This is a genomic window from Streptococcus sp. Marseille-P7376 (assembly GCF_902460385.1).
In the GTDB taxonomy this organism is placed as follows: domain Bacteria; phylum Bacillota; class Bacilli; order Lactobacillales; family Streptococcaceae; genus Streptococcus; species Streptococcus sinensis.
The window spans coordinates 1-23828 of sequence record NZ_CABPTS010000028.1 but is presented as its reverse complement, the minus strand read 5'-3'; the positions used below and the strand labels follow the sequence as shown (position 1 = coordinate 23828).

25 protein-coding genes and 1 pseudogene are annotated in these 23828 nt (G+C 43.7%); 23 read left to right on the top strand and 3 right to left on the bottom strand.

Annotated features, from left to right (window positions below; translation table 11 throughout):
- Positions 1-32: 32 nt before the first annotated feature.
- Entirely contained in the window at positions 33-737 is a 705-nt protein-coding gene (locus FZ952_RS10580) for an IS30 family transposase (protein WP_148881635.1), read from the bottom strand.
- Between the two features lie 495 nt (positions 738-1232).
- On the opposite strand from FZ952_RS10580, the gene FZ952_RS10575 reads away from it, so the two are divergent.
- The 16 genes from FZ952_RS10575 (at position 1233) to groL (ending at position 15102) form a co-directional block, all read left to right on the top strand.
- Positions 1233-1979, top strand: a complete 747-nt coding sequence (locus FZ952_RS10575) for a DeoR/GlpR family DNA-binding transcription regulator (RefSeq protein ID WP_037615897.1) — start codon at positions 1233-1235, stop codon at positions 1977-1979.
- Positions 1980-2261: 282 nt separating this feature from the next.
- On the top strand, positions 2262-2738 hold the full coding sequence (locus FZ952_RS10570; protein WP_148881634.1) for a PTS sugar transporter subunit IIA: 477 nt from the start codon (positions 2262-2264) through the stop codon (positions 2736-2738).
- Positions 2739-2758: 20 nt separating this feature from the next.
- The gene (locus tag FZ952_RS10565; protein ID WP_037615903.1) at positions 2759-3064 is read left to right on the top strand and encodes a PTS sugar transporter subunit IIB; all 306 of its coding nucleotides are present in this window, start codon (positions 2759-2761) and stop codon (positions 3062-3064) included.
- A 34-nt stretch (positions 3065-3098) separates the two neighbouring features.
- The gene (locus FZ952_RS10560) at positions 3099-4574 is read left to right on the top strand and encodes a PTS galactitol transporter subunit IIC (protein ID WP_037615905.1); all 1476 of its coding nucleotides are present in this window, start codon (positions 3099-3101) and stop codon (positions 4572-4574) included.
- A gap of 348 nt (positions 4575-4922) precedes the next feature.
- A complete protein-coding gene (locus tag FZ952_RS10555) occupies positions 4923-5318 on the top strand; it encodes a single-stranded DNA-binding protein (RefSeq protein ID WP_148881633.1) in 396 nt (131 codons plus the stop codon).
- A 135-nt stretch (positions 5319-5453) separates the two neighbouring features.
- The gene (locus tag FZ952_RS10550; RefSeq protein WP_148881632.1) at positions 5454-6440 is read left to right on the top strand and encodes a substrate-binding domain-containing protein; all 987 of its coding nucleotides are present in this window, start codon (positions 5454-5456) and stop codon (positions 6438-6440) included.
- Positions 6440-7753 carry a sensor histidine kinase gene (locus FZ952_RS10545; protein WP_148881631.1) on the top strand — a complete coding sequence of 438 codons (1314 nt, stop codon included), beginning with the start codon at positions 6440-6442 and terminating at the stop codon, positions 7751-7753. The genes FZ952_RS10550 and FZ952_RS10545 overlap by 1 nt, the downstream gene beginning before the upstream one ends.
- Positions 7746-8429, top strand: coding sequence for a response regulator transcription factor (locus tag FZ952_RS10540; RefSeq protein ID WP_037615761.1), 684 nt, complete (start codon positions 7746-7748; stop codon positions 8427-8429). Before FZ952_RS10545 ends, FZ952_RS10540 begins: the two co-directional genes overlap by 8 nt.
- Positions 8426-9706, top strand: a complete 1281-nt coding sequence (locus FZ952_RS10535; RefSeq protein WP_148881630.1) for an ABC transporter substrate-binding protein — start codon at positions 8426-8428, stop codon at positions 9704-9706. Before FZ952_RS10540 ends, FZ952_RS10535 begins: the two co-directional genes overlap by 4 nt.
- Before the next feature lie 229 nt (positions 9707-9935).
- Positions 9936-10370, top strand: a complete 435-nt coding sequence (locus FZ952_RS10530) for a PTS sugar transporter subunit IIA (RefSeq protein ID WP_037615755.1) — start codon at positions 9936-9938, stop codon at positions 10368-10370.
- A 39-nt stretch (positions 10371-10409) separates the two neighbouring features.
- The gene (locus FZ952_RS10525) at positions 10410-10904 is read left to right on the top strand and encodes a PTS system mannose/fructose/N-acetylgalactosamine-transporter subunit IIB (protein ID WP_005591585.1); all 495 of its coding nucleotides are present in this window, start codon (positions 10410-10412) and stop codon (positions 10902-10904) included.
- A gap of 127 nt (positions 10905-11031) precedes the next feature.
- Positions 11032-11877, top strand: a complete 846-nt coding sequence (locus FZ952_RS10520; RefSeq protein ID WP_062201340.1) for a PTS mannose/fructose/sorbose/N-acetylgalactosamine transporter subunit IIC — start codon at positions 11032-11034, stop codon at positions 11875-11877.
- A gap of 1 nt (position 11878) precedes the next feature.
- Complete coding sequence (locus tag FZ952_RS10515) at positions 11879-12718, top strand: PTS system mannose/fructose/sorbose family transporter subunit IID (RefSeq protein WP_037615729.1); 840 nt, start codon at positions 11879-11881, stop codon at positions 12716-12718.
- A gap of 20 nt (positions 12719-12738) precedes the next feature.
- Complete coding sequence (locus FZ952_RS10510; RefSeq protein ID WP_148881629.1) at positions 12739-13029, top strand: DUF202 domain-containing protein; 291 nt, start codon at positions 12739-12741, stop codon at positions 13027-13029.
- Between the two features lie 145 nt (positions 13030-13174).
- Entirely contained in the window at positions 13175-13456 is a 282-nt protein-coding gene (gene groES / locus FZ952_RS10505; protein ID WP_148881628.1) for a co-chaperone GroES, read from the top strand.
- A gap of 23 nt (positions 13457-13479) precedes the next feature.
- Positions 13480-15102 (top strand): chaperonin GroEL, encoded by a 1623-nt coding sequence (gene groL / locus FZ952_RS10500; RefSeq protein WP_037615723.1) that lies wholly within the window; start codon positions 13480-13482, stop codon positions 15100-15102.
- A gap of 309 nt (positions 15103-15411) precedes the next feature.
- Here groL and FZ952_RS10495 read toward each other — a convergent pair whose 3' ends face one another.
- Both FZ952_RS10495 and pepA read right to left on the bottom strand, forming a co-directional pair.
- On the bottom strand, positions 15412-16896 hold the full coding sequence (locus tag FZ952_RS10495) for a DUF1846 domain-containing protein (RefSeq protein ID WP_148881627.1): 1485 nt from the start codon (positions 16894-16896) through the stop codon (positions 15412-15414).
- 123 nt (positions 16897-17019) lie between these two features.
- On the bottom strand, positions 17020-18084 hold the full coding sequence (gene pepA, locus FZ952_RS10490) for a glutamyl aminopeptidase (RefSeq protein ID WP_148881626.1): 1065 nt from the start codon (positions 18082-18084) through the stop codon (positions 17020-17022).
- Between the two features lie 127 nt (positions 18085-18211).
- Here pepA and FZ952_RS10485 point away from each other — a divergent pair, with 127 nt between their 5' ends.
- The 7 genes and pseudogenes from FZ952_RS10485 to FZ952_RS11850 all read left to right on the top strand — a co-directional run.
- Positions 18212-18496 (top strand): DUF4651 domain-containing protein, encoded by a 285-nt coding sequence (locus FZ952_RS10485; RefSeq protein ID WP_037615715.1) that lies wholly within the window; start codon positions 18212-18214, stop codon positions 18494-18496.
- Entirely contained in the window at positions 18496-18810 is a 315-nt protein-coding gene (locus FZ952_RS10480; RefSeq protein WP_148881625.1) for a thioredoxin family protein, read from the top strand. The genes FZ952_RS10485 and FZ952_RS10480 overlap by 1 nt, the downstream gene beginning before the upstream one ends.
- Before the next feature lie 30 nt (positions 18811-18840).
- Entirely contained in the window at positions 18841-19467 is a 627-nt protein-coding gene (ytpR, locus tag FZ952_RS10475) for a YtpR family tRNA-binding protein (RefSeq protein ID WP_148881624.1), read from the top strand.
- 359 nt (positions 19468-19826) lie between these two features.
- Positions 19827-20285 (top strand): CtsR family transcriptional regulator, encoded by a 459-nt coding sequence (locus FZ952_RS10470; RefSeq protein ID WP_037615706.1) that lies wholly within the window; start codon positions 19827-19829, stop codon positions 20283-20285.
- Between the two features lie 6 nt (positions 20286-20291).
- The gene (locus tag FZ952_RS10465; RefSeq protein ID WP_148881623.1) at positions 20292-22721 is read left to right on the top strand and encodes an ATP-dependent Clp protease ATP-binding subunit; all 2430 of its coding nucleotides are present in this window, start codon (positions 20292-20294) and stop codon (positions 22719-22721) included.
- Positions 22722-22736: 15 nt separating this feature from the next.
- Positions 22737-23177 carry a GNAT family N-acetyltransferase gene (locus FZ952_RS10460; protein ID WP_148881622.1) on the top strand — a complete coding sequence of 147 codons (441 nt, stop codon included), beginning with the start codon at positions 22737-22739 and terminating at the stop codon, positions 23175-23177.
- A 337-nt stretch (positions 23178-23514) separates the two neighbouring features.
- Positions 23515-23628: pseudogene (locus FZ952_RS11850) on the top strand (DNA mismatch repair protein MutT); the annotation flags it as partial.
- Positions 23629-23828: the final 200 nt, after the last annotated feature.

Genomic DNA, 23828 nt, shown 5'->3' with positions numbered 1-23828 from the left:
AATGATGGTTTCGTTGCTTTTCATTATAGGTCTTATGGGACTTTTTTTCTCTTGAACATACAATATAAGTGCACAATTTCACCATAAAATACTTCATAAGGAGTTTTCCAGTTGAGACACTTTCGTGGTCTATTATTTAGTTTATCCTCCCACAGCTGAATGGTGTGCTCGTCAATGAATGTTAAGTCGCTCCCTTTGGGAAAATACTCCCTTAATAATCCATTGGTATTCTCATTGGTTCCTCGTTGCCAAGGCGCATGAGGGTCTGGGAAATAGACTTCTACCTTTAATTGATCAGTCAAGTCTTGATGATTCGTGAATTCTTTTCCTCTATCGGGAGTGACGGTTTCTTTCGGCAAGGGCTCCAACATTTGTACCATAGCCTCTATGACCAGTTTGCTTTTCTTGACCGCTACCTTCTTGATTTTAAGAAAACGAGAATAGCGATCCGTTAGAGTAACTAAGCAAGCTTTCCCGATTTGACCGGCAACCGTATCTGCTTCCCAATCACCGATCCTATCTCGCTTGTTTGCTTCTTCGGGTCTTTCATGAATGGTATGAGAAATAGAAATTTTCCCTCTGTTTTCAATATGACCTTTCGTATGACGTTTCCATTCCCGACTAATGCTGGAAGGATGACGGTGAAGTAATTTTGCGATTTGAGAGAAATTTAGACCTTGCGTACGGTAAATCAGAATACTTTCGCGCTGATCTATGGTAAAATGGTGGTAGCTCATATGATTTCCTTTCGTAACTAGTTGGTTCAATTCTATTTTACTAGAAAATCTTATGAGTTTTTATTGTGCACTTATATTGTATATTCAAGACAACAAAATAGGCTCCATAATCCCTGCGGTGGATTTACCCACTACAGAAATTATAGAGCCTTTTTTATATCTTTTGTTTAAATGTCATTAAGACATAGTTGAGTTTAGTCGAAAACAAGTCTTTACCACTTATGACTCATATTTGCAGCATCATAGTCGTAAGGGTTGATTTGATTCTTACGCCAATTGTTTAAAAACGACAATTCTAAACAAACAAAAAAGAAAATGATATAATTTTTATAAAAAAATATCAACCTTCTTTTGTTTATATCGGAAAAATATAGTATAATAAGGGAAAGATAACTGTTTGAAAACTTCAGAAGCAGCAGCTCGGCTGTTTTCTTTATCTACAAGCGAGCTGGTAGCCTCAACTACATGCGGAACAGTCATTAAAGGAGAATTGTTATGAAAGAAAGCCGTCAAAGAATTATTTTGCAAGAGCTTGATCAGTCAGGCGTTGTCTCGGTAAAGAACTTGAAAGAATTGCTCCATGTCACGGATATGACTATTCGGCGCGATTTGATTGATTTGGAAAAGCAGGGCTTGCTGACTAGAGTCCATGGTGGGGCACATAAAAAGGTTCGAGATGGTCTTAACGAGGTGTCTCACTCGGAAAAAACCATGCTGAACATTGAAGAAAAGAAGACTATTGCCCAAAAATGTGCAGGACTAATTGTCAATGGCGATACTGTTTTTATTGGTTCTGGGACGACTACAGACTTTATTGGCGACTATCTGGACGGTAAAGATATCAGCATTGTCACCAATTCCCTGCCCATTTTTGAGAAGTTGAAGGACAATCCGAATTTTGATTTGATTCTAATCGGCGGGCGATACCGAGTTAAAACCCAGACTTTTGTCGGTCAGTTTGCCAATAATCTTTTGCGGGAAATTAAGGTTTCCAAAGCCTTTATCGGGGTGAATGGTATTGATGGCTACAATGTAACCACAGCCAACGAAGAAGAAGGAAATGGGAATGCCATTATTCTCAATAATGCGATTGAAAAATATATCGTTGCTGACAACAGCAAGTTTGACAGCTACTCCTTCTATACTTTTTACCGCTTGGATAATATAGATGCGGTGATAACGGATGAAAATCTTTCACCCAAAGTTAGAGAGAAGTACAATTCTTATACCAGCCTTTTGTAAAGGGGCTTAGATTAGCCTCTTTAGTAGTTTCTCTACGAAAACAAACGTCACGATTCTGTGACGTTTGTTTTTTATATAAGAAACCTGAAGCAAGTGTTGTAAATTACTTGTTAAATCACAACACCCAATAGACATATCTTTTGTTACCAAACAATAAAGTCTGAATTCAAACAGAATATGCAAACAAATAATATAAAAAATAACACAATAAACCATTGACACCATTATATCATAATGATATAATGAATTCACAAACAAAAAGAAACAAGGCGAGGTGGTCTAATGGAACTTGCTCAATTGTTTGATGAAGAGTTGATTTTTTGCCTAACTGCAGAGAGTCAAGAAGAACTTTTTCATCAAGTGGCGGATTTGCTGGAAGAAAGAAAAATCGTAAAGTCTTCCTATCGTGAAGCGCTTCTGGAGAGGGAAAAGTCATTTCCGACAGGATTGGATATGGAGTTTTTAGGTAAAGATTTGCCAAATGTGGCCATTCCTCATACGGATATTGAGCACAACTTAACTGAAAATGTGGTGGTCGCGAAACTAGACCGACCAGTGACTTTTCATAATATGATTGCTCCTGCACAGACCGTTGAAGTGTCGCTCTTGTTCTTCATTATCAACCATTCGAGCTTGAGTCAGACTAATATTTTAGCACAGCTGATGGATTTCTTCACTAGTGATGGAAATTTAGCTGGTTTAGCTCATTTAAACTCTGAGGAAGAGTTGTTTCAATATATTTCAAATGTCATTAAATAAATAAATCGGAGGATTTTATTATGATTAAAATTTTAGCAGCCTGCGGAGCAGGAGTAAACTCAAGCCACCAAATCAAAAGTGCCCTTGAGGAAGAGTTGTCAAACCGCGGTTATGATGTTCATTGTGATGCGGTCATGGTCAAGGATGTTAACGAAGACCTGATGCAAGGCTATGATATCTTTACGCCGATTGCAGCGACTGATTTAGGATTCACACCAGAAATTCCAGTGATTGAAGCAGGCCCAATTCTTTTTAGAATTCCAGCTATGAGTGCGCCGGTCTATGATAATATCGAAGCGGCTATTAAAGAACATGGCTTAAGTTAAAGGATTAAAATAAAAATAAATCGGGAGGTTTTTTATGAATGCTATCATTGATATAGCGAATAAGTTCTTCGATCCCATTATCAAAATGGGTGGCCCAATTGTCATGTTGATTATCTTGACAGTTCTCGCACTTTTATTTGGCGTGAAATTTTCCAAAGCGCTGGAGGGTGGGATTAAGCTGGCCATCGCTTTGACTGGTATCGGAGCTATCATCGGCATGCTTAATGGAGCTTTCTCAGCTTCGCTCGCAAAATTCGTTGAAAACACAGGGATTCAGCTTAATATCACGGATGTCGGCTGGGCTCCTTTGGCAACGATTACTTGGGGTTCTCCATGGACCTTGTACTTCTTGCTCATCATGCTGATTGTCAATGTTGTGATGTTGGCGCTGAAGAAAACAGACACTCTGGATGTCGATATCTTTGATATTTGGCATTTGTCTATCACTGGCTTGCTTATCAAGTGGTATGCGGATAACAATCATGTCAGTCCGGCTGTATCATTGCTGATTGCGACGGCGGCGGTTGTCTTGGTCGGTGTTTTGAAAATCATCAACTCAGACTTGATGAAGCCTACCTTTGATGATCTGCTAAATGCACCAAGTTCATCTCCGATGACATCTACTCATATGAACTATATGATGAACCCTGTCATCATGGTTTTGGATAAGATTTTTGATAAATTCTTCCCTTGGTTGGACAAATATGACTTCGATGCTGCAGCCTTGAACAAGAAAATCGGTTTCTGGGGTTCTAAATTCTTTATCGGTTTCCTTCTCGGTGTGGTCATCGGTATCATGGGAACTCCGCATCCAGTAGCAGGTGTAGAAGATGGCGATACCTGGCAATTAGTCATCAAAGGATGGTTGTCTCTCGGTTTGACTGCTGGTGTCTGCTTGGAGCTCTTCTCTTTGATTGGTTCTTGGTTTATCGCCGCTGTAGAGCCGTTGTCACAAGGGATTACAAACGTTGCAACTAAACGTTTGCAAGGCCGTAAATTTAATATCGGTTTGGACTGGCCGTTTATCGCTGGTCGTGCAGAAATCTGGGCCTGCGCTAACGTGCTTGCTCCAATCATGCTGATCGAAGCAGTTTTGCTTTCTAAAGTAGGAAATGGTATCCTGCCACTGGCTGGTATCATTGCAATGGGTGTGACGCCTGCTCTTCTGGTAGTTACACGTGGTAAGCTCTTGCGTATGATTGTCTTTGGAAGTCTCTTGTTGCCGCTCTTCCTGCTCTCAGGTACACTCATTGCGCCATTTGCAACAGAACTTGCTAAAGGTGTAGGTGCCTTCCCTGAAGGAGTCAGTCAATCTCAATTAATCACTCACTCTACACTGGAAGGACCGATTGAAAAGCTGTTGGGCTGGACTATCGGTAATACCACAACTGGTGATATTAAAGCAATCATTGGTGCCGTTATCTTCCTCGGTGCTTATGTTGGAATCTTTGCTTGGTACAGAAAGCAAATGATCAAACGGAATGCAGAATATGCAGCAAATAAAAAATAAAACTCTGCTGCTAGGGATGAAGTTTCCTTGCTATGAGTCATAAAACAGAGAAATATACTATATTGTAAAACGAATAAAATCAGGCTTTGCTTCTAGAAGAGGCAAAGCCTAGTTTTTTAAATGGACTCTTTGTCAAATTTTCCTGCTATTTTGTTAGCAATTTCGCTAGTTTGATCTTCAATTTCCAACTCCAAGCAGTGTTTGTTGATATGGCCTGCTGAAGTTTTATTTCAAACTGAAAAACGAAACCTGATAAATCCTGAACGCGCAACTATCGAATTTCTCAAGAAATTGCTGATTTCATAATTTTTAGTTTCTTTTACGAATAATAAGTTAGGAGGAATTAAAATGTACAACAAAGTTATCGTTATCGGCCGTTTGACGGCCACACCTGAATTGCATAAAACGGCTAATGAGAAATCAGTTGCTCGGGCAACAGTAGCGATTAATCGTCGCTATAAAGGTCAGAATGGTGAAAGGGAAGCCGATTTTGTTAATGTCGTTGTTTGGGGGAAATTGGCAGAAACTCTGGCTAGCTATGCAACAAAGGGGAGTTTGATTTCGATTGATGGGGAATTGCGTACCCGCCGTTATGAGAAAAATGGCAGCAACCACTATGTGACAGAAGTGCTCTGTCAAAGTTTCCAACTTCTAGAAAGTCGGGCTCAGCGAGCTCTTCGTGAAAATAATAGCAGCGCTGATTTAGCAGATCTTGTCCTAGAGGAAGAGGAATTACCCTTTTAAGAATACAAAGAGATAGAGGAACCCTCTGTCTCTTTATTTATTATAGGGGCCAGGAAACGTTTTGCTTTTTCGTTTGATTATAATATAATAAACGTAAGTGAAGTGTTAATAAGTATAGGTGACTAGGAGATGGGAATGGGATCAAGTAAGGGGAAAAAGAGGATTCAGACTTGCCAGAAATGTGCTCTCTGGTCTATTTTTGTGCTGGTAATCTGTTGCCTTACTTTTATTTATTCTAAGGCTAGTATGCCCGATAGCAGTCAAATTAAAATCGGGGCGACCTATATGACTATGAACAATGATTTTTATAAAACCTTGAATGCTGAATTGGAGAAAAAAACCAATCAGCAGGGGAGTCGGCTCTATGTTCGTGATTCGGAGTTGGATGAGGGGAAGCAAAGCCAGCAAATTGCTTATTTTATCAAAGAAAAGGTTGATGTTATTGTTATCAATCCAGTAAAGAGCGACAGCCCAGATATTATCAGGGCTTTGAATGAAGCTAAAAAAGCTGGCATTCGCATTATCGTGGTAGATGCGCCGATGAATAAGCAAGTAGCCGTTGACACGACCATCGTATCGGATAACTATCAAGCGGGAGTTTTGATTGCTAAAGATATGATGAGTCGGCTTTCCGAGGCTGATATTCTTTTGCTGGAACACCGGAATGCCATCTCAGCTATGGATCGCGTACAGGGGTTTCTGGATACCATCAAAGGGCATCCAACCTATCGGATTGTTTCTCAGCTGGAAACTTTGGGGCAGACCGAAGAAAGCATGCCTCAGGTCAAAAGTGCCTTGGATAATGGGTTAGAATTTAATGTCGTTATGGCTCTCAATGACCGCGCTGCAATCGGTGCTTTGGCTGCAATCAAGGAACAAGGAGTGGCAGAAAAAATTTATATTTATGGAGTTGACGGTTCCCCAGATATTAAGAATTTTTTGGCCAATACGAATGATATTCAAGGAACGGTGGCCCAGTCGCCTATTCAGATGGGACGAAAGGTGGCAGAAGTGATTGAGCTGATGCGGGAAAAGAAATCCTGTGACAGCCAGTATCTGATACCAGTCCGCTTGATTAACAAGGACAATATTGGTGAGTATCCAATTACAGGGTGGCAGTGATGAAAGCAAAAAAAAGCATTTTTTACAGTAAAATAGCTCTAATGGTCATCAATTTTATAGCCATTGTCTATAATGCTTCGATTTACCTCTTTGCAACCAATTATGTCGTAACAAAAGGCTTTAGTCACTCGCTTTTGGAGCGTTTGGATGCCATTCCAGGATCGCCCAGTTTCACTTTCCTGATTTCTATTATCTTTTATGCCTGCCTGCTGCTGGTGATGTACTATCGGGAAAAGCATCCCAATCAGCTATCTGTTTACGATAAGGTGACTATGATTGAAATTTTGCTGATGCTGGTCATCTTTACTGCCCTGCATTCGTCTTACAATGGGCTGATTCTTCTCGTCTTTGCAGATATTTTCTATGGTTCCAAAGAGTTCAATGCCTCCAAGGACAAAAAATACTGGTTTTCCTTTATTATTTTGAGTTTCAGTATGTTGCTGTTGTCTAACTATGACCTGCTGTCACTCTTTGTCAAACTGCCCTCGTTGGATACCTATATCCGTTTCTATCCAGAATCTACTCGCTTGCTGCTGCTTTTTGGCAAGAACTTTCTTTTCTCCCTCAATATTGTCGTCTTTATGATTTCCTTGCTCTTTTATATTATGTCGGCAATTACAGAGCGGCATCGGATTGAGGAGGAGCTCCACATGGCTTCTCAGGCCAATCGGGAGTTGAACAGCTATCTAGCCTTGTCAGAAAAAATTGCTGAAGACCGAGAAAGAAAACGAATTGCCCGTGAGATTCATGATACACTGGGGCATGCCCTGACGGGCATCTCAGCGGGAATTGATGCCATCAAAGTCCTAGTGGACATTGACACCGAGCGGGCCAAGGAGCAGCTCAACAATGTTTCAGTCGTTGTTCGTGACGGGATTCGAGATGTTCGCGGATCGCTCAATAAAATGCGGCCGGGAACTCTGGAGAATAATAGTCTGAAAGAGGCTTTGCTAAAGATTATCCGAGAGTATGAGGCAATTTCCAATTTGGATATTCATTTTCTCTATGAATGGGATACTATTGATTTAGACATTGCCAAAGAAGATATTGTTTTTCGCATCATTCAAGAGTCAATTACGAATTCGGTGCGTCATGGCCATGCTAGGACTATTTGGATTGAGTTGTTAGAAAAAGAAAATTATATTATGATTATTCGAGATGATGGTGTGGGTTTTGATGAATTACACTATGGCTATGGTTTGAAACAAATGCAGGAACGGTTGGCTATTATTGGTGGGAAGGTTCATTTTGAAAATCGTGAAGGTTTTTATACCTACATTGAAATCCCCAAAATAGGAGGTTGGAATGATTAAAGTTTTAATTGCAGATGATCAGGCCTTGATTCGTGAGTCTCTGCAAATCATCCTGTCCGCTCATACAGATATCGAAGTGGTGGGAACAGCCAGTGATGGAAAAGAAGTGTTGGAGAAACTTCAGCGGCTTCGTCCGGATGTGATTTTGATGGATATCCGCATGCCAGTCATGGATGGTGTGCTCTGTACCAAGGCTGTCAAGGAGCAGTATCCGGATGTTAAGATTATCATCCTGACAACCTTTGACGACGATGAATTTATTTTCTCTGCCTTAAAATACGGCGCGTCTGGCTATATTCTCAAAGGAGTTTCGACAGAAGAACTCCACGAAGCCATTCAGACGGTCTATCGTGGCGGGGCCATGATCAATCCTAATATCGCCACCAAGGTCTTCAAAATCTTTTCGCAGATGGCCCAGTCCAACTTTGCTATCACAGTGTCGGAGGAAAATGTAGAGGACATGAGCCGGACGGAGTGGAAGATTATCCAGCAGATAGGCTTTGGGATTTCTAATAAGGAGATCGCGGCCAAGCTTTATCTGTCGGAAGGAACAGTACGCAACTACCTATCAGGGATTCTGTCTAAACTGAATTTGCGTGATCGAACTCAGTTGGCTATTTGGGCGGTTCAGACAGGAGTGACCCAGCGGGATTTTAGCAAGGGAAATGACAAATGAAGTGGCGATTCAGGTATTTGATTGTTCTTGTTTTGATTATTGTTTCTGGTATTTTAAGCTTTGCTCTCTGGTCGTCTAGTCAGGAAAAAATCCTGCGCATCGGTGTTTATGCCGGCTCTAGCTGGGATGTACCCAACAGTAGGGAAAATAGAGTGCTGGACGATTTGATAGAAGAATTTGAGAAAAATCACCCTCATGTGAAAGTGGTTTATGAAAGTGGTATCCCTAAGAAAGACTACGGTGATTGGCTAGCAGAGAAGATTCTTGAGGGAGAGCAGCCGGATCTCTTTATGGTGCCAGAAAATGATTTCTCTATGTTGGCCTCAACTGGAGCGCTTAAAACACTAGACTCCCTGATAGCGGATGAGCAGAAAGAGGTATTTTATCCGGTGGCTTATGAGGCTGGGCAATACCAGAGAGTCAGCTATGCTCTTCCAGTCGAGAGCAATCCTATCATGATGTGCGTCAATAAAGACTTGCTAGAAAAAGAAGGGATCAACATTCCGGAGTCAGGCTGGACGTTGGCGGATTTCTATGAGATTTGCAAGAAAGTGACCAAGGATACCAATGGAGATGGTGTAGTGGATCAATACGGCATTACGGATTATACCTGGCAGCAGGCTCTGGTCGCTTACGGTGGCCATCTCACGGCTAAATCTGGCATCAATGTAGACAGTGCTGAAATGCACCAGGCTCTGTCCTTTATGAGTAAACTAGAGACTCTCAATCAGCATTATCAAGTCACTTCTAATGATTTTGACGAGGGGAAGGTGGCCTTTTATCCTATGAGTCTGGCCCAGTATCGAACCTACAAACCTTACCCTTACCATGTTGCCAAATATTCTAGCTTTTCTTGGACCTGTATTTCCATGCCGACAGCTAGTCCAGAAGTTTATGGCACTCAAGTAAAGACTTCTCTCTTTGCTATGTCTTCCAACACCAAGCAGGAAAAACTGGCTTGGGAGTTCATGTTGCTCCTGTCGCAAAATGAAAAAAGCCAGCAGGAATTATTTGAAAAATCGCAAGGGACATCGGTCTTACCATCTGTGGTGAAAAGCCAGCAGACCAGAGAAATCTTGCAGGCGGATGACTTCGGCTTGGATTCTCTGACTTCTGAGAGGTTGGATCACATGATGGAGCGCTCCATCATGGATATCGGACAAGAAGTTGATCGCCAGACCTTGGAAAGGATTGATTATTTGATTAAGGAAGCCTTAGGAAATCAAGAAATTGACAGTGCCCTTCCAAGTATTCAAAAAGAAATTGAAAGCAGATAGTTTTCTGCTTTTTTTATTTATAGCAGGTTAGCTTTGATTTCAGCCTAACCTGTGCTCGCTTGTAATCCGTTAATAAATATAAAGAACCTATTTTCTAAGTCGCCTAGACCAATATGACATTTGTCATATCTAAACTAACATTTGTCATCTTTTCAAAGTGACATTTGACAATGGGAAAGCGGTTTCGTTTTTTGTACAATAGAATCAAGAAAATAAGGAGGCAAGAAACATGAAATATCTTGTACTGGTCAGTCATGGGGGGCTAGCTGAAGGCGTACAGAGCTCCTTGAAGATGTTTGCTGGGGATAAAACGGACCAAATCATCGCCGTGGGTCTGAAAGAGGGAAAATCAGTCGATGATTTTGCTCTTGATTTCCGTCAAGCCTTGGCAGGTTTAGAAGCAGATGATTCTGTCTTAGTTTTAGCCGATATTGTAGGAGGAAGTCCTCTGACAACAGCGGCTAGTGTCCTAGCGGAATTAGGCAAATTGGATTCGGCAGTCATTCTTGGAGGGCTGAATCTGACGATGGGGCTCACTGGGCTTGTGATGAAGGATATGCTGGAAGGTAAAGACCTTGCTCAGACGATTCTTTCAGAAGCGACGGCAGCCTTGCAGGAGTTTGAAGTCTCATCAGACGATGATGAAGAAGACGACGACATTTAAAAGGGTTATTCATTTACTAAATTAGATAGGAGATTCAAAATGGTAGTAACATTTGTACGGATTGACGACCGCATGATCCACGGTCAAACTGTCACTCGTTGGGCTAAGGAATATCCTTGCGATGGGCTGATTGCAGTCAATGATGCAGCGGCAAGCAACAAAGTTTTGATCCAAGCCTACAAAGGGGCTTCTGACAAGAAAACTTTCGTTTGGACTAAGGAAGCCTTCAAAGAAAAATCTGGTAAGGTAACTGAATCTGACAGCCGATATTTCTTGATTACCAAAAATCCGATTGATATGAAAGAAATCTTGGTGGACCAAGGCTATGTGCCAGGCAATGTTAAAGAAATCATCGTCGGACCAGCCAATGACCGTCCGGGAGCTGTCAAGCTGGGCAACAATCAATCCATCACACAAGAAGAAGCTGAAGCGATTGAAGCGATTGAAAAAGCAGGCTACAAGGTAAAATTCCAGCTGCTTCCAGACGTTTCCATCGGTTACTGGAGCGATTTTAAATCTAAATTTGGTTTTTAAACAGGAGCAGAGACTAAGCAGGACAAAGTTTTTGGCTTTCTATAGCCTTGCTAGGCAACAAGGTCTGTTTGAGGGAGTTTGAACTATGTGCCTGCGACTGCTCAATCTTACTTAAAGGAGAAAGATTATGACAATTTCTTGGTTGCAAGCCGCAATCCTCGGTATCTTTGCTAGTTTGTCTTCTATGCCGGGTATGGGTGGCTCAAGTATTGGTAACTATACACTTGGACGTCCGCTTGTCGGAGGGCTCGTCTGTGGTTTGATTTTAGGAGATGTTAGTCTAGGGATCGTTTGTGGGGTGGCCATGCAGTTGGTGTATATCGCGCTGGTAACGCCTGGCGGTACTGTTTCGGCTGATGTCCGTGCAGTTTCTTATATTGGTATTCCTTTGGCAATGGTTGCGATCAAGTCACAAGGGATTTCAGATGCGCAGCAGGCTGCTGACTTTGCGAAATCAATGGGTGTGCTGGTTGGTACACTAGGAACGGTTCTCTTCTACGGAACAGCGACAATGAACTTGGTATGGCAACACATGGGCTGGAAAGCAGTCGAACAGGGAGAATATAAAAAATTGTATGCAGTTGACTGGTATCTGCCATGGGTTTCCCACTTCCTCTTCTCTTTCTTGCCAACTCTGATTCTTTGCCGTTACGGTGCTGATGCCGTTACAGCTTTGAAAGATGCCCTCCCAATGGATGGTCTGCCAATGAAAACCCTCTTTACAGTAGGTTCTCTCCTTCCATGTGTCGGTATTGCGATTCTCTTGAAACAAATCGTTGAAAAGGTGACAGACTTTGTCCCATTCTTCGTTGGCTTTACCTTGGCTGCCTCACTTGGACTCAACCTTGTGTCTAGTGCAGTTGTATCACTGATCTTTGCTCTGCTCTTCTATGAAGTACAGATGGCGAAAAATGCCAAAGCCAGTGCTGTGGCAGTAGGTGATTTTGACGATGATGACGAGGAGGATATCTAAGATGGCAACTAAAAAAATATCTAAAAAAACACTGACCAAATCATTCCACCACTGGTACTATGGTCACTTGACCTGCTTCTCTCAAGAGCACATGCAGACTTTTGGCTACTTGACCTCTATGCTGCCAATCGTGGAAGAATTGTACGATACGAAAGAAGAGCAAGCACGCTCTATGCACACTTATACAGCCTTCTTCAACACAGAACCTCAGCTGGGTACTCTGGTCGTTGGGATCACAGCTGGTCTGGAAGAAGCGCGTGCCAATGGTGCAGAAGCGGTAAATGACGAAACCATCAACGGACTTCGGGCTGGGTTGATGGGGCCGGTTGCCGGTATCGGTGACTCTCTGGTCGTTGGGACCCTGATTCCAGTTATTTTGGGGATCTCAATGGGGCTTTCAAATGGAGGCTCACCGATCGGTGCCATCTTCTATATCCTAGTTTGGAACCTGCTGGCTTATTTCGGTATGCGTTTTGCTTACTTTAAAGGTTATGAACTGGGAGATAAGGCCGTTGAATTTCTAGTAGGAGAACAAGGTCAAGCTATCCGTAAATCTGTTGGGATTGTTGGTGGTATGGTTATCGGTGCTGTTGCAGCAACTTGGGTACCAATCAAAACTGCCTTTCAATTGACCAATCCGGGTGAAAAAGAGCCTTACCTTGTCCTGCAAGATAAATTGGACGGTGTTTATCCAGGCCTCTTGACAGCTGTCTTTATCGTATTTTGCTGGTGGCTCATGGCCAAGAAGAACCTTTCTCCAATCAAAGTGATGCTCATTCTTGTTGTTATTGCCTTCCTTGGTGTACTGGCTGGCTTCTTTAACCCAGGCCTTCAATATTAAGAGAAAAAAGAGGAAACATCATGACAGAACAGGAATTGATTCAAGGCTATGAAACAGAAATTCGATACCAAAAGCATATGATTGAAAATCTCGGACGCTGGTTTAGTCTCTTCTTTACCATTGCCAGTATCGGTTTTGTCCTGATCTATCTCTTTCATCGAACCAATCTGCTTCTTTTCATCGTAGGAGTCGTCTTGGCTATTTTGGGAATCCTTGCCATGCTAGTTTTTGGCTATGGCATCTACAAGGGTAGACTGAATTTACAAAAGGTCATTGATGATTTTGAAGAGAAGCTGAGGTTAGCTCAATAAGGTTTCAATTTAACTTTCCCCCCCAAAAACTTTGTCATTTGGCAAAGTTTTTTTCTTGACTATTTCTGACCAAGTGATACAATATTAACTATAGATTAGCACTCATATATATAGAGTGCTAAAATTCAATCTTTGGAGGAAAACCATGTTAAAACCGTTAGGTGACCGTGTGGTCTTAAAAGTAGAAGAAAAAGAACAGAAAGTTGGTGGCTTTGTCATTGCTGGTGCAGGGCAGGACGCGACAAAAGAAGCGAAAGTCATCGCAGTCGGCCAAGGCATCCGTACGCTAAACGGAGAGCTGATTGCACCGAGTGTCAAGCCAGGTGATAAGGTTTTAGTTGAAAGCCATGCTGGCATTGAAGTCAAAGATCAGGATGAGAAATTCTTGGTTGTTGGAGAAGCAAGCATTCTTGCAATTGTGGAGTAAAAATCTAAGAAAGAGGTTTAAAAATGGCAAAAGATATTAAATTTTCATCAGATGCACGCAGTGCAATGGTTCGTGGTGTGGATATTTTAGCAGATACTGTCAAGGTAACCTTGGGTCCTAAAGGTCGCAATGTTGTTTTGGAAAAATCTTTTGGTTCCCCCCTCATCACCAATGACGGTGTGACTATTGCCAAAGAAATCGAATTGGAAGACCATTTTGAAAATATGGGTGCTAAGTTGGTATCAGAAGTGGCTTCAAAAACCAATGATATTGCTGGAGACGGAACAACGACTGCTACTGTTCTTACCCAAGCTATTGTTCGCGAAGGCATCAAAAACGTAACTGCTGGTGCCAACCCAATTGGTATCCGCCGCGGGATTGAAGCAGCAGTTGCGACTGCTGTCAGCGCTCTGAAAGAAACGGCGATTCCGGTTTCTAACAAAGAAGCGATTGCTCAGGTTGCTGCCGTTTCTTCTCGTAGCGAGAAAGTCGGCGAGTACATCTCTGAAGCTATGGAAAAAGTTGGCAACGATGGCGTTATCACCATCGAAGAGTCCAAAGGTATGGAAACAGAGCTGGATGTTGTAGAAGGAATGCAGTTTGACCGTGGCTACCTGTCTCAATACATGGTGACGGATAGTGAAAAAATGGTGGCTGATCTGGACAACCCTTATATCTTGATTACAGACAAGAAAATTTCTAACATTCAAGAAATTCTGCCATTGTTGGAAAGTATTTTGAAAACCAACCGTCCGCTCTTGATTATTGCAGATGATGTGGATGGTGAAGCTTTGCCAACATTGGTTCTTAACAAGATTCGTGGTACCTTCAATGTAGTGGCTGTTAAAGCACCAGGCTTCGGTGACCGTCGCAAGGCTATGCTAGAAGACATTGCCATCTTGACAGGCGGTACAGTGATTACAGAAGACCTTGGTCTGGAGCTCAAAGATGCGACCATTGAAGCACTTGGACAAGCTTCCAAAGTCACTGTTGACAAGGACAGCACCGTGATTGTGGAAGGATCTGGCAATCCTGAAGCCATTGCCAATCGTGTGGTGGTTATCAAATCACAAATCGAAAGCACAACTTCTGAATTTGATAAGGAAAAACTGCAAGAACGTCTGGCTAAATTGTCCGGTGGTGTTGCGGTGATTAAGGTCGGAGCTGCAACCGAAACCGAACTCAAAGAAATGAAACTCCGCATTGAAGATGCCCTTAATGCAACCCGTGCCGCAGTGGAAGAAGGAATCGTCTCCGGTGGTGGTACAGCCTTTGTCAGCGTATTGGGTGCAGTAGCTGCCCTTGAATTAACAGGTGATGAAGCGACTGGCCGTAACATCGTCCTCCGCGCTTTGGAAGAACCTGTCCGTCAAATCGCTCTGAATGCAGGATTCGAAGGCTCAATCGTCATTGACCGCCTGAAAAACTCTGAAGCAGGTACAGGCTTTAATGCAGCGACTGGCGAATGGGTCAACATGATTGAAGCTGGGATTATTGACCCAGTTAAGGTGACGCGCTCAGCCCTGCAAAATGCCGCTTCAGTTGCTAGCTTGATTTTGACAACGGAAGCTGTTGTGGCCAATAAACCAGAACCTGCGCCAGCAGCACCAGCTATGGATCCAAGCATGATGGGCGGCATGATGTAATCTATAAAAATAATTTTTTAAAATAGTATACATAAAACTACAGAAGAATGTAAAACTTGAAAGAGATCAAGATTTGACAATCATTCTGTAGTTTTTGTTTTTTCTCCGATTATGTAGACTGCTTTTGTTTTCAGATGATAGACCGCAATGCTTTAGGAGGTGCTTTCGTCACTAAAAGCATAGAAGCACTTAACATATAAATGGAGTGATTACCAGTTAAATGCAGTAAAAAAACCAGCGTTTTGAGGCGCTGGTTTTCATAGGATTGATGATTCTTGTGCGGGGCACCTGTTTGGCGAGTACCTATTCTTATTTTCTATAGAGACGGTCATACTGATAAACTGGATCCATGGTGATATGGATGCCCAGTTTGCGCAGGACATTCTTGTCTTCATCCGTCAGCATCACGGTCGAATGAGCTTCGCTGCCCTTGAGGTTGCCCAACTGCTGCATAGCGTGTGCGGCATCTTGATTTTCCATGGCTGTGATAGCCAGAGCCATCAAGATTTCGTTGGAGTGGAGGCGAGGATTGCGGCTACCTAGATGATTGATTTTCAGACCTTGGATTGGCTTGACATACTCGGGTTCAATCAGCTTGGTTTCTTTGGCAATGTTGGCTAATTTCTTAATGGCATTAATCAAGACAGCAGCTGTAGGGCCAAAGAGCTCAGAGGTCTTACCGGTTACGATTTCACCGTTTGGCAATTCTAAAGCCAGAGCGGGGTCGCCAGTGCTTTCAGCCTTGGCCCGCGCAGCAACGGTCACCTTGCGGTCTTCGGGTCGAATGCTGAGGTCATTCATCAAGAGTTGGATTTTCTTGATAGCAGATTCAGAGACCCGCTCCGCCTTGAAGTCCAGAATAGTCTGGTAGTAGCGGCGGATGATTTCCTGCTGGGAAGCCTCGATAGCAGCGTCATTGTCTACAATGGCAAAGCCGAGCATATTGACGCCCATGTCGGTTGGAGAAGCGTAAGGAGATTTGCCTAGAATGCGCTCTAGCATGCGCTTGAGGACTGGGAAAATCTCAATATCACGGTTGTAGTTGACGGTGGTCTTGCCATAAGTTTGCAGGTGGAAAGGGTCAATCATGTTGACGTCGTCGAGGTCGGCTGTAGCAGCTTCGTATGCTAAGTTGACTGGATGATGCAGGGGCAGATTCCAAACTGGGAAGGTTTCAAACTTGGCATAGCCTGACTTGATGCCATTGATTTGGTCGTGGTACATGTTGGACAAGCAAGTAGCCAATTTACCAGAACCAGGACCAGGTGCGGTCACTACGACTAGATTACGACTGGTCTTGATATAGTCATTCTTGCCCATACCCTCAGGCGAGATGATATGGTCTATATCAGTCGGGTAGCCTTTGATTGGGTAGTGGATGTAGGAGTCAACTCCGTTCCTTTCTAGCTGACTGCGGAAGAGGTCGGCTGCTGGCTGGCCGGCATACTGGGTGATGACCACTGAGCCTACATAAATATCCAGCTCATTAAAGGTATCAATGAGGCGCAGAACTTCCTGATCATAGGAAATGCCCAAGTCACCACGGGCTTTCGAGTGCTCAATATTATTGGCATTGATAGCAATGACAATCTCCACTTGGTCCTTGAGCTCTTTGAGCAGCCTGATTTTATTGTCCGGCTCATAGCCTGGCAGGACGCGGGCAGCATGGAAGTCTTCCAGCATTTTACCACCGAATTCCATGTACAATTTGCCCTCAAATTGATTAATGCGCTCCAAGATATGGTCGCGCTGCAGGTTTAAGTATTTCTCAGAATCAAAAGCAATTTTTTCCATGTTTGTTTTTACCTCCGCTAAAAATTATAACAAAAGATGAGAGATTTTTGGGTTTTGAAGGTAGAAAACTTGCAAAGATGATCTTCAGTTTATAGAAAAATCACCCGAATGGGTGATCAATCTTTAATACTTGGTAATTGTGTCCACGGTTGAGCGATCCAGCTTTTTGACCAGCGCTTGCAGGAAGGCTTGGGCTTGCAGGAAATCGTCCATGGCATAGAGAGTTTGGTGGGAATGGATATAGCGGGCGCAGACACCGATCGTAGTAGACGGCACACCACCGCTTTGGAGATGTGCAGCGCCAGCATCGGTTCCACCTTTGCCGCAGTAGTATTGATATTTGATACCAGCTTCCTCTGCGGTTGTCAGGAGGAAGTCCTTCATGGCTGGTAGCATGAGATGACCAGGGTCAAAGAAGCGAATCAGCGTTCCGTCGCCAATAGCTCCTTGACCGCCATAGATGTCGCCTGCTGGGGAGCAATCCACAGCGAGAAAGACCTCAGGGGCAAATTTTGTTGTTGAAGCATGGGCACCACGCAGGCCAACCTCTTCTTGAACATTGGCGCCGACATAGAGTTGGTTACCTAGTTCTTGTCCAGACAAGGCTTGAGCCAATTCGCTGACCATAAGGACACCATAGCGGTTGTCCCAGGCTTTAGAGATGATATTTTTTCCGTTAGCTGTGAGAATAGCAGAGCTGTCTGGCACGATGGTGTCTCCCGGACGGATACCATAGCTTTCGGCTTCTGCCTTGTCCGCAAAGCCGCCGTCAAAGACAATATCGCCAATCTGTGGCATGACAGGTCCGCCAGCACCACGCGTCAGATGAGGAGGGACAGAGCCTGAGATAAGAGGGATTTCCCGACCTTCACGGGTAAAGAGTTTGAATCGTTGGCTGCTAACGACCAGGGGGTTCCAGCCGCCGATTTCCACTACGCGGAAGGTTCCGTCCGGCTTAATCTCGCTGACCATAAAGCCAACCTCGTCCATGTGAGCCGCAACCAGAAGGCGGGGAGCATTCTCAGCTTCTGCATGGCGCACCCCGAAGATGCCGCCTAGACCGTCGGTAACAACCTCATCAACGTGAGGAGTGATTTTTTCCCGCAGATAGTTGCGAATAGGTCCTTCGTGCCCAGAAATAGCAGAAAGCTCCGTTACTTCCTTGATTTTTGAAAATAGTGCTGTCATAAACTTACCTTCTTTCTGTTCCCTATTTTATCACTTTTTCAAAGGGAATAACAGGTCGGATTAAAAGAAGATGAGAAATCTATAATATTGTTTGTCGCCTCTGCTCTTTTGTGTTAAAATATTCTACATGAAAGCTAAAAAAATTATTTTAACCACAACCGCCCTTTTGGGAGCTAGCGCCTTGGCTTTTGGAGCTGCTAAGGTCGTGCAGGAGCAGAAAAGATTACGCAATAGAGAAGAAATTGTTCGGACTGTACGGGACTTTTTTTCTAGCCGTGGACCAATCGCAACAGTCTATGTGGAGCTTTATGAGTCAACCGACAGTCGTATGGTCGGAGGAGTTGTTCTAGAAGATGACCGCCATTTTACCTTCGTCTATGAGAATGGGCAGCTAACTTACGAGGAAGAGTGATGATTATTCCCCAAAATATAGAGGAACTGGCTTCTTATGTAGAGCATAGGGGAAAGACTGTCTTCTTTTTTACGGCTGACTGGTGCGGAGACTGCCGCTTTATCAAGCCTTTCCTGGCGGAAATTGAAGCTGAAAATCCTGAGTTTACTTTTGTTGAGGTGGATCGGGATCAGTATATGGCTGTGGCCAAAGAATGGGATGTTTACGGGATTCCGAGTCTAATCGTTTTGGAAAATGGGCAAGAAATTGGTCGGTATGTCAATCGCGACCGCAAGACGAAATCCCAAATAAATGATTTTTTAGCAAATTTATAAGAAGTTTTTAAAAGTATTTTGGAGGAATAGATGATTTTTACATACAACAAAGAGCATGTCGGAGATGTCCTCATGATTATTGCTGCCGATAATCAGGGAGCCAAACTGACCGCTGAGCGCAAAGGAAATGTCGCGCGTATTTATCGGGAGGATAACGGTCAAACAGTGGCTTGGAATATTTTTCAGGTGTCTAATCGGATGAATATTGAAGGCTGTGGCCAAGTTTATCTGACGGACGAACAAGTCGCGGTTATCAACCAAGAGTTGACTGAAGCAGGTTTTGCGGCTGAGCTGATTGATGACCATGAGCCGAAATTTGTTGTTGGGGAAATCCTTGAAATGGTGGCCCATCCTGACAGTGCCCACCTTAATATTTGTCAGGTGCAGGTAGCAGCTGACAAGACAGTTCAAATCGTGGCTGGTGCTCCGAATGCTCGTGTCGGCCTCAAGACGATCGTGGCCTTGCCTGGTGCTATGATGCCGAAGGGCAATCTCATTTTTCCAGGTGAACTTCGGGGCGAAAAGAGTTTCGGTATGATGTGCAGTCCGCGCGAGCTTCAGCTGTCAAATGCGCCGCAAAAACGTGGCATCATTGAATTGGCTGATAGTGAAACGGTCGGAGCGGCTTTTGACTCTGCTAAACATTGGCAAGCATAGATTAAAAATTCTCAAAGAGATTTTAAAAATCTTTTTGAGTTTTTTCTTTTTGCTTATTTGACTGCATTGCTCAACAAATATGGCTGATAAGGCTAACCAAGTCAGTAATGAAGAACAGGCAAAAGCTGTGTTTTCTTTATCTGTAAGGAGGTTAGACAAACTCAGAAAGTCCCATTCTTTTGCTCATTTTTGCGTTTTTTACTAATTTGAATCATCAAATGTTTTTAGACGTTCATTCAGCCCTTTTCCTTTTAAAATCCGAACATTTTCGGTATAATAAAAGTCAAAGATAGTCAATGTTAGACATTTGGTTTTGAGATGAGCTGTTTTATCGACTGAGGAAACTAGAAAGGCAAGCTATGAGCGCAAAAAACACATCAGACAGTATTGAAGAATATATCAAGTCCATTCTGGCTCAGGCTGGTATTGTCGAGCTGAAGCGAAGTGAACTAGCTGATGTTTTTCAGGTGGTTCCCAGTCAAATTAACTATGTTATCAAGACTCGCTTTACAGAAAGTCGCGGTTACATTGTGGAAAGCAAGCGCGGTGGTGGCGGTTATATCCGGATTGGTAAGATAGAGTTTTCAGATCGGCATCAAATGTTCTGCGATTTATTTGACAATGTGGGAGAGCGAATCAGCCAGCAAATTTTTACAGATGTGATCCAGCTGTTATTCGATGAGAAGATAATGACGGAACGTGAGGGAAATCTTCTTCTTGCGACTGCTTCGGATCTGGTGTTGGGGAATGATGCGCCAGCCATACGAGCCCGCATGTTGAAGAAAATTTTACAGCAATTAGACAGAAAGGGAATGTAACCACAGATGAAATATTCAAAAGCCTTAATTGAAAGTTTGGAGGCGGCTCAGATTTTAGCGGGCCATTTTGATACGGATTATTTGGAGTCTTGGCATTTGCTGATTGCCTTAGCCAACAATCCTTACAGTGTAGCAGGTTCCGTTTTAAACGAATTTCCGATGGAGATTGATGATTTTGAAGAAGCTGCTTTGCAGATTACTGGGCAGAAGTATCAGGAAAATGGGCGTTTTGATCTTTTGCCATTTTCTCACAGAATGGAAGAACTATTTGCCCAAGCTACTCAGATTGCCGAGGCTGTTCACGCTAAAAGTCTAGGAACCGAGCATGTTTTGTTAGCTATTCTGTTTGATCAGGGGACCTTGGCAGCTAGAGTCCTAGAATCTACTGGTTTTAGCTATGATGATAAGGACAATGGTCCGAAAATCAGCAGTCTTCGCAAGCTTTTAGAACAACGTGCTGGCTGGGGCAAGGAAGAAATCAAGGCTATCCGCAGTCTGAATAAGGGGATGATGGCGGTTAAGCAAACCATGGCGAATATGATGGGCATGCCTCCTTCAACTAGCGGTGGTCTGGAAGACTATACTCGGGATTTGACAGAACTGGCTCGGACTGGTCGCTTGGAACCAGTCATCGGACGGGATGAGGAAATTTCTCGGATGATTCAGATTCTCAGTCGCAAGACCAAGAATAATCCCGTTCTAGTCGGTGACGCGGGGGTCGGTAAGACGGCTCTGGCTTTGGGTTTGGCTCAACGCGTGGCAACTGGTCAAGTTCCGGCAGAACTTGCTAAGATGCGCGTCTTGGAACTAGACTTGATGAATGTCGTTGCTGGAACTCGTTTTCGCGGGGACTTTGAGGAGCGGATGAACAACATCATCAATGATATCGAAGAAGACGGTCATGTCATTCTCTTTATCGATGAGCTGCATACTATCATGGGGTCTGGCAGTGGGATTGATTCGACCTTGGATGCGGCCAATATCCTGAAACCAGCCTTGGCTCGTGGAACCTTGCGGACAGTTGGAGCTACGACGCAGGAAGAGTATCAGAAACATATCGAAAAAGACGCAGCCTTATCTCGGCGTTTTGCCAAGGTCACTATTGAAGAGCCTACTGTAGCCGACAGCATTGTTATTTTGCAGGGCTTGAGAAAGAGCTACGAAGAGCATCACAAGGTTGTCATCAGCGATCAAGCGATTGAAACAGCAGTCAAGTATGCTCATCGTTATCTGACCAGCAAGCATCTGCCAGATTCTGCCATTGATCTTTTGGACGAGGCCAGTGCAACTGTGCAGAATAAGGGCCCACAGAATTATGAGCAGTCCGATCTGACGGCTGTGGATCAGGCTTTGATGGCTGGAAAGCTGAAAAAAGTCAGCCAGCTACTGGCAAAAGAGCAGGAGCCAGCTATTTACAAATTAAAGGTGGAAGAAGGAGATATCTTAGAAACACTTAGCCGCTTGTCTGGTATTCCTGTGCAGAAATTAACTCAGACAGATGCTAAAAAATATCTCAATTTGGAAAAAGAACTGCACAAGCGAGTTATCGGACAGGATGAGGCCGTTTCGGCTGTCAGCCGAGCTATTCGTCGCAATCAGTCGGGCATCCGCACTGGCAAACGCCCAATTGGTTCCTTTATGTTCCTAGGGCCAACGGGTGTCGGAAAGACGGAACTGGCCAAGGCTTTGGCTGAAGTTCTCTTTGATGATGAATCAGCCCTGATTCGCTTTGACATGAGCGAGTATATGGAGAAATTTGCAGCCAGTCGCCTCAATGGAGCGCCTCCGGGCTATGTAGGTTATGAGGAAGGGGGCGAGTTGACAGAGAAAGTCCGAAACCGCCCATATTCTGTCCTCCTCTTTGACGAGGTAGAAAAAGCCCATCCAGATATTTTCAATGTCCTCTTGCAGGTTTTGGATGATGGCCAGCTGACCGACAGCAAAGGGCGTAAAGTGGACTTCTCCAATACCATTATTATCATGACCAGCAATCTGGGGGCAACGGCCCTGCGGGATGATAAGACAGTTGGTTTTGGGGCGCGTGATATCCGCTTTGATCAGGCCAATATGGAAAAACGCATTCTGGAAGAATTGAAAAAGACCTATCGGCCTGAATTTATCAATCGGATTGACGAAAAAGTGGTCTTCCACAGTCTGTCTGCTGAGGATATGCAGGAAGTGGTCAAAATTATGGTGCAACCGTTAATTAGGAGTCTGGCAGAGCAAGGCATCGTGCTTAAATTCCAAGCTAATGCCCTGAAACTACTGGCTCAAGAAGGCTATGATCCGGAAATGGGAGCGCGACCACTGCGCCGCACCCTGCAGACGCAGGTGGAGGACAAGCTGTCTGAGCTGCTCCTGACTGGAGATTTGGCGGCGGGTCAAACGCTTAAGGTTGGAGTCAAGACTGGCCAGCTCAATTTTGAAGTGGCCTAGGGTAGGACTCTTACAATGGAAATTCGTGTGATGACAGAAAAGGATTATGCCTCTGTTTACCAGCTGTGGGTCTCTTGCGCTGGTATGGGTCTCAATAATCTAGATGACTCTGAAGAAGGGATTGCTCGCTTTTTGAAGCGTAATCCTGAGACCTGTCTGGTTGCCTTGGAAGGGGAGAGCTTTATCGGTGCTATTCTAGTTGGAACAGACGGACGTCGGGCTTACATTTATCATACAGCTGTCCATCCAGCCTTTCGTAGAAAAGGAGTGGGCAAGGCTCTGGTTGAACAGGCCTTGTCAGCAGTGAAAAAGCTTGGTATCCATAAAGTATCGCTGGTCGTTTTTGAAAGAAATGAACTGGGCAACCGTTTTTGGCAGGGACTGGGATTTTCAGTCAGAAATGATCTGCTTTACCGAGATCAGGGACTAACAGAACTGATTCGACTGGATACTTGAGCAAGAATCAAGTATTTAAAGGGTTTGTTCAGCTTATAAGAATATGGGACAGCTCCAGAGAATATTGACCAAAAAAGGCGTGCCTATGTTTGTTCGTCATTTTATCCGAACCATTTTTTGTCAACCCTTTTGGCTAATGATTCTATGTAGAAGAGTGCTAAATCAGCATCCGCATTGCACTAGAAGACTGGCAGGGACGAAGAAAAAGATGATTTACTACTTCCATTAATGGGCGAAGTCAAGGGCCTTCTACTGGATGTACTAGCTCGACGAATAATGGCTCCTAAGGTAGCTAATCCGATCACTGTCAAGGACAGAGACAAGTTGGACATCTACTAGCTATCATTTTCTGGTCAAATTTGGAGAATACCTAGCGGAGACTAGAGTCAAGCGGGTGCCCAAGAAAATACCGAGAAAAGTTGATCGGCTGAAAGTAGAAAAAGCAGACTAAAAGAATGCTGATTATTTATTTGAATGGAGTCTGGGACAATAGTCCCTTTGCTACAAAAAAAGCAACGGATTTGGGCTCTTTGTCAACTGTAGTGGGTTGATGTCAGCTAACATCTGGAGAGGACAAAATTGGTCCTCTCCTTTTTGATACTCAAAGTGATGAGAATTCTAGTTCTAAAGTTGTCAAAGTTCCGAAAGCCA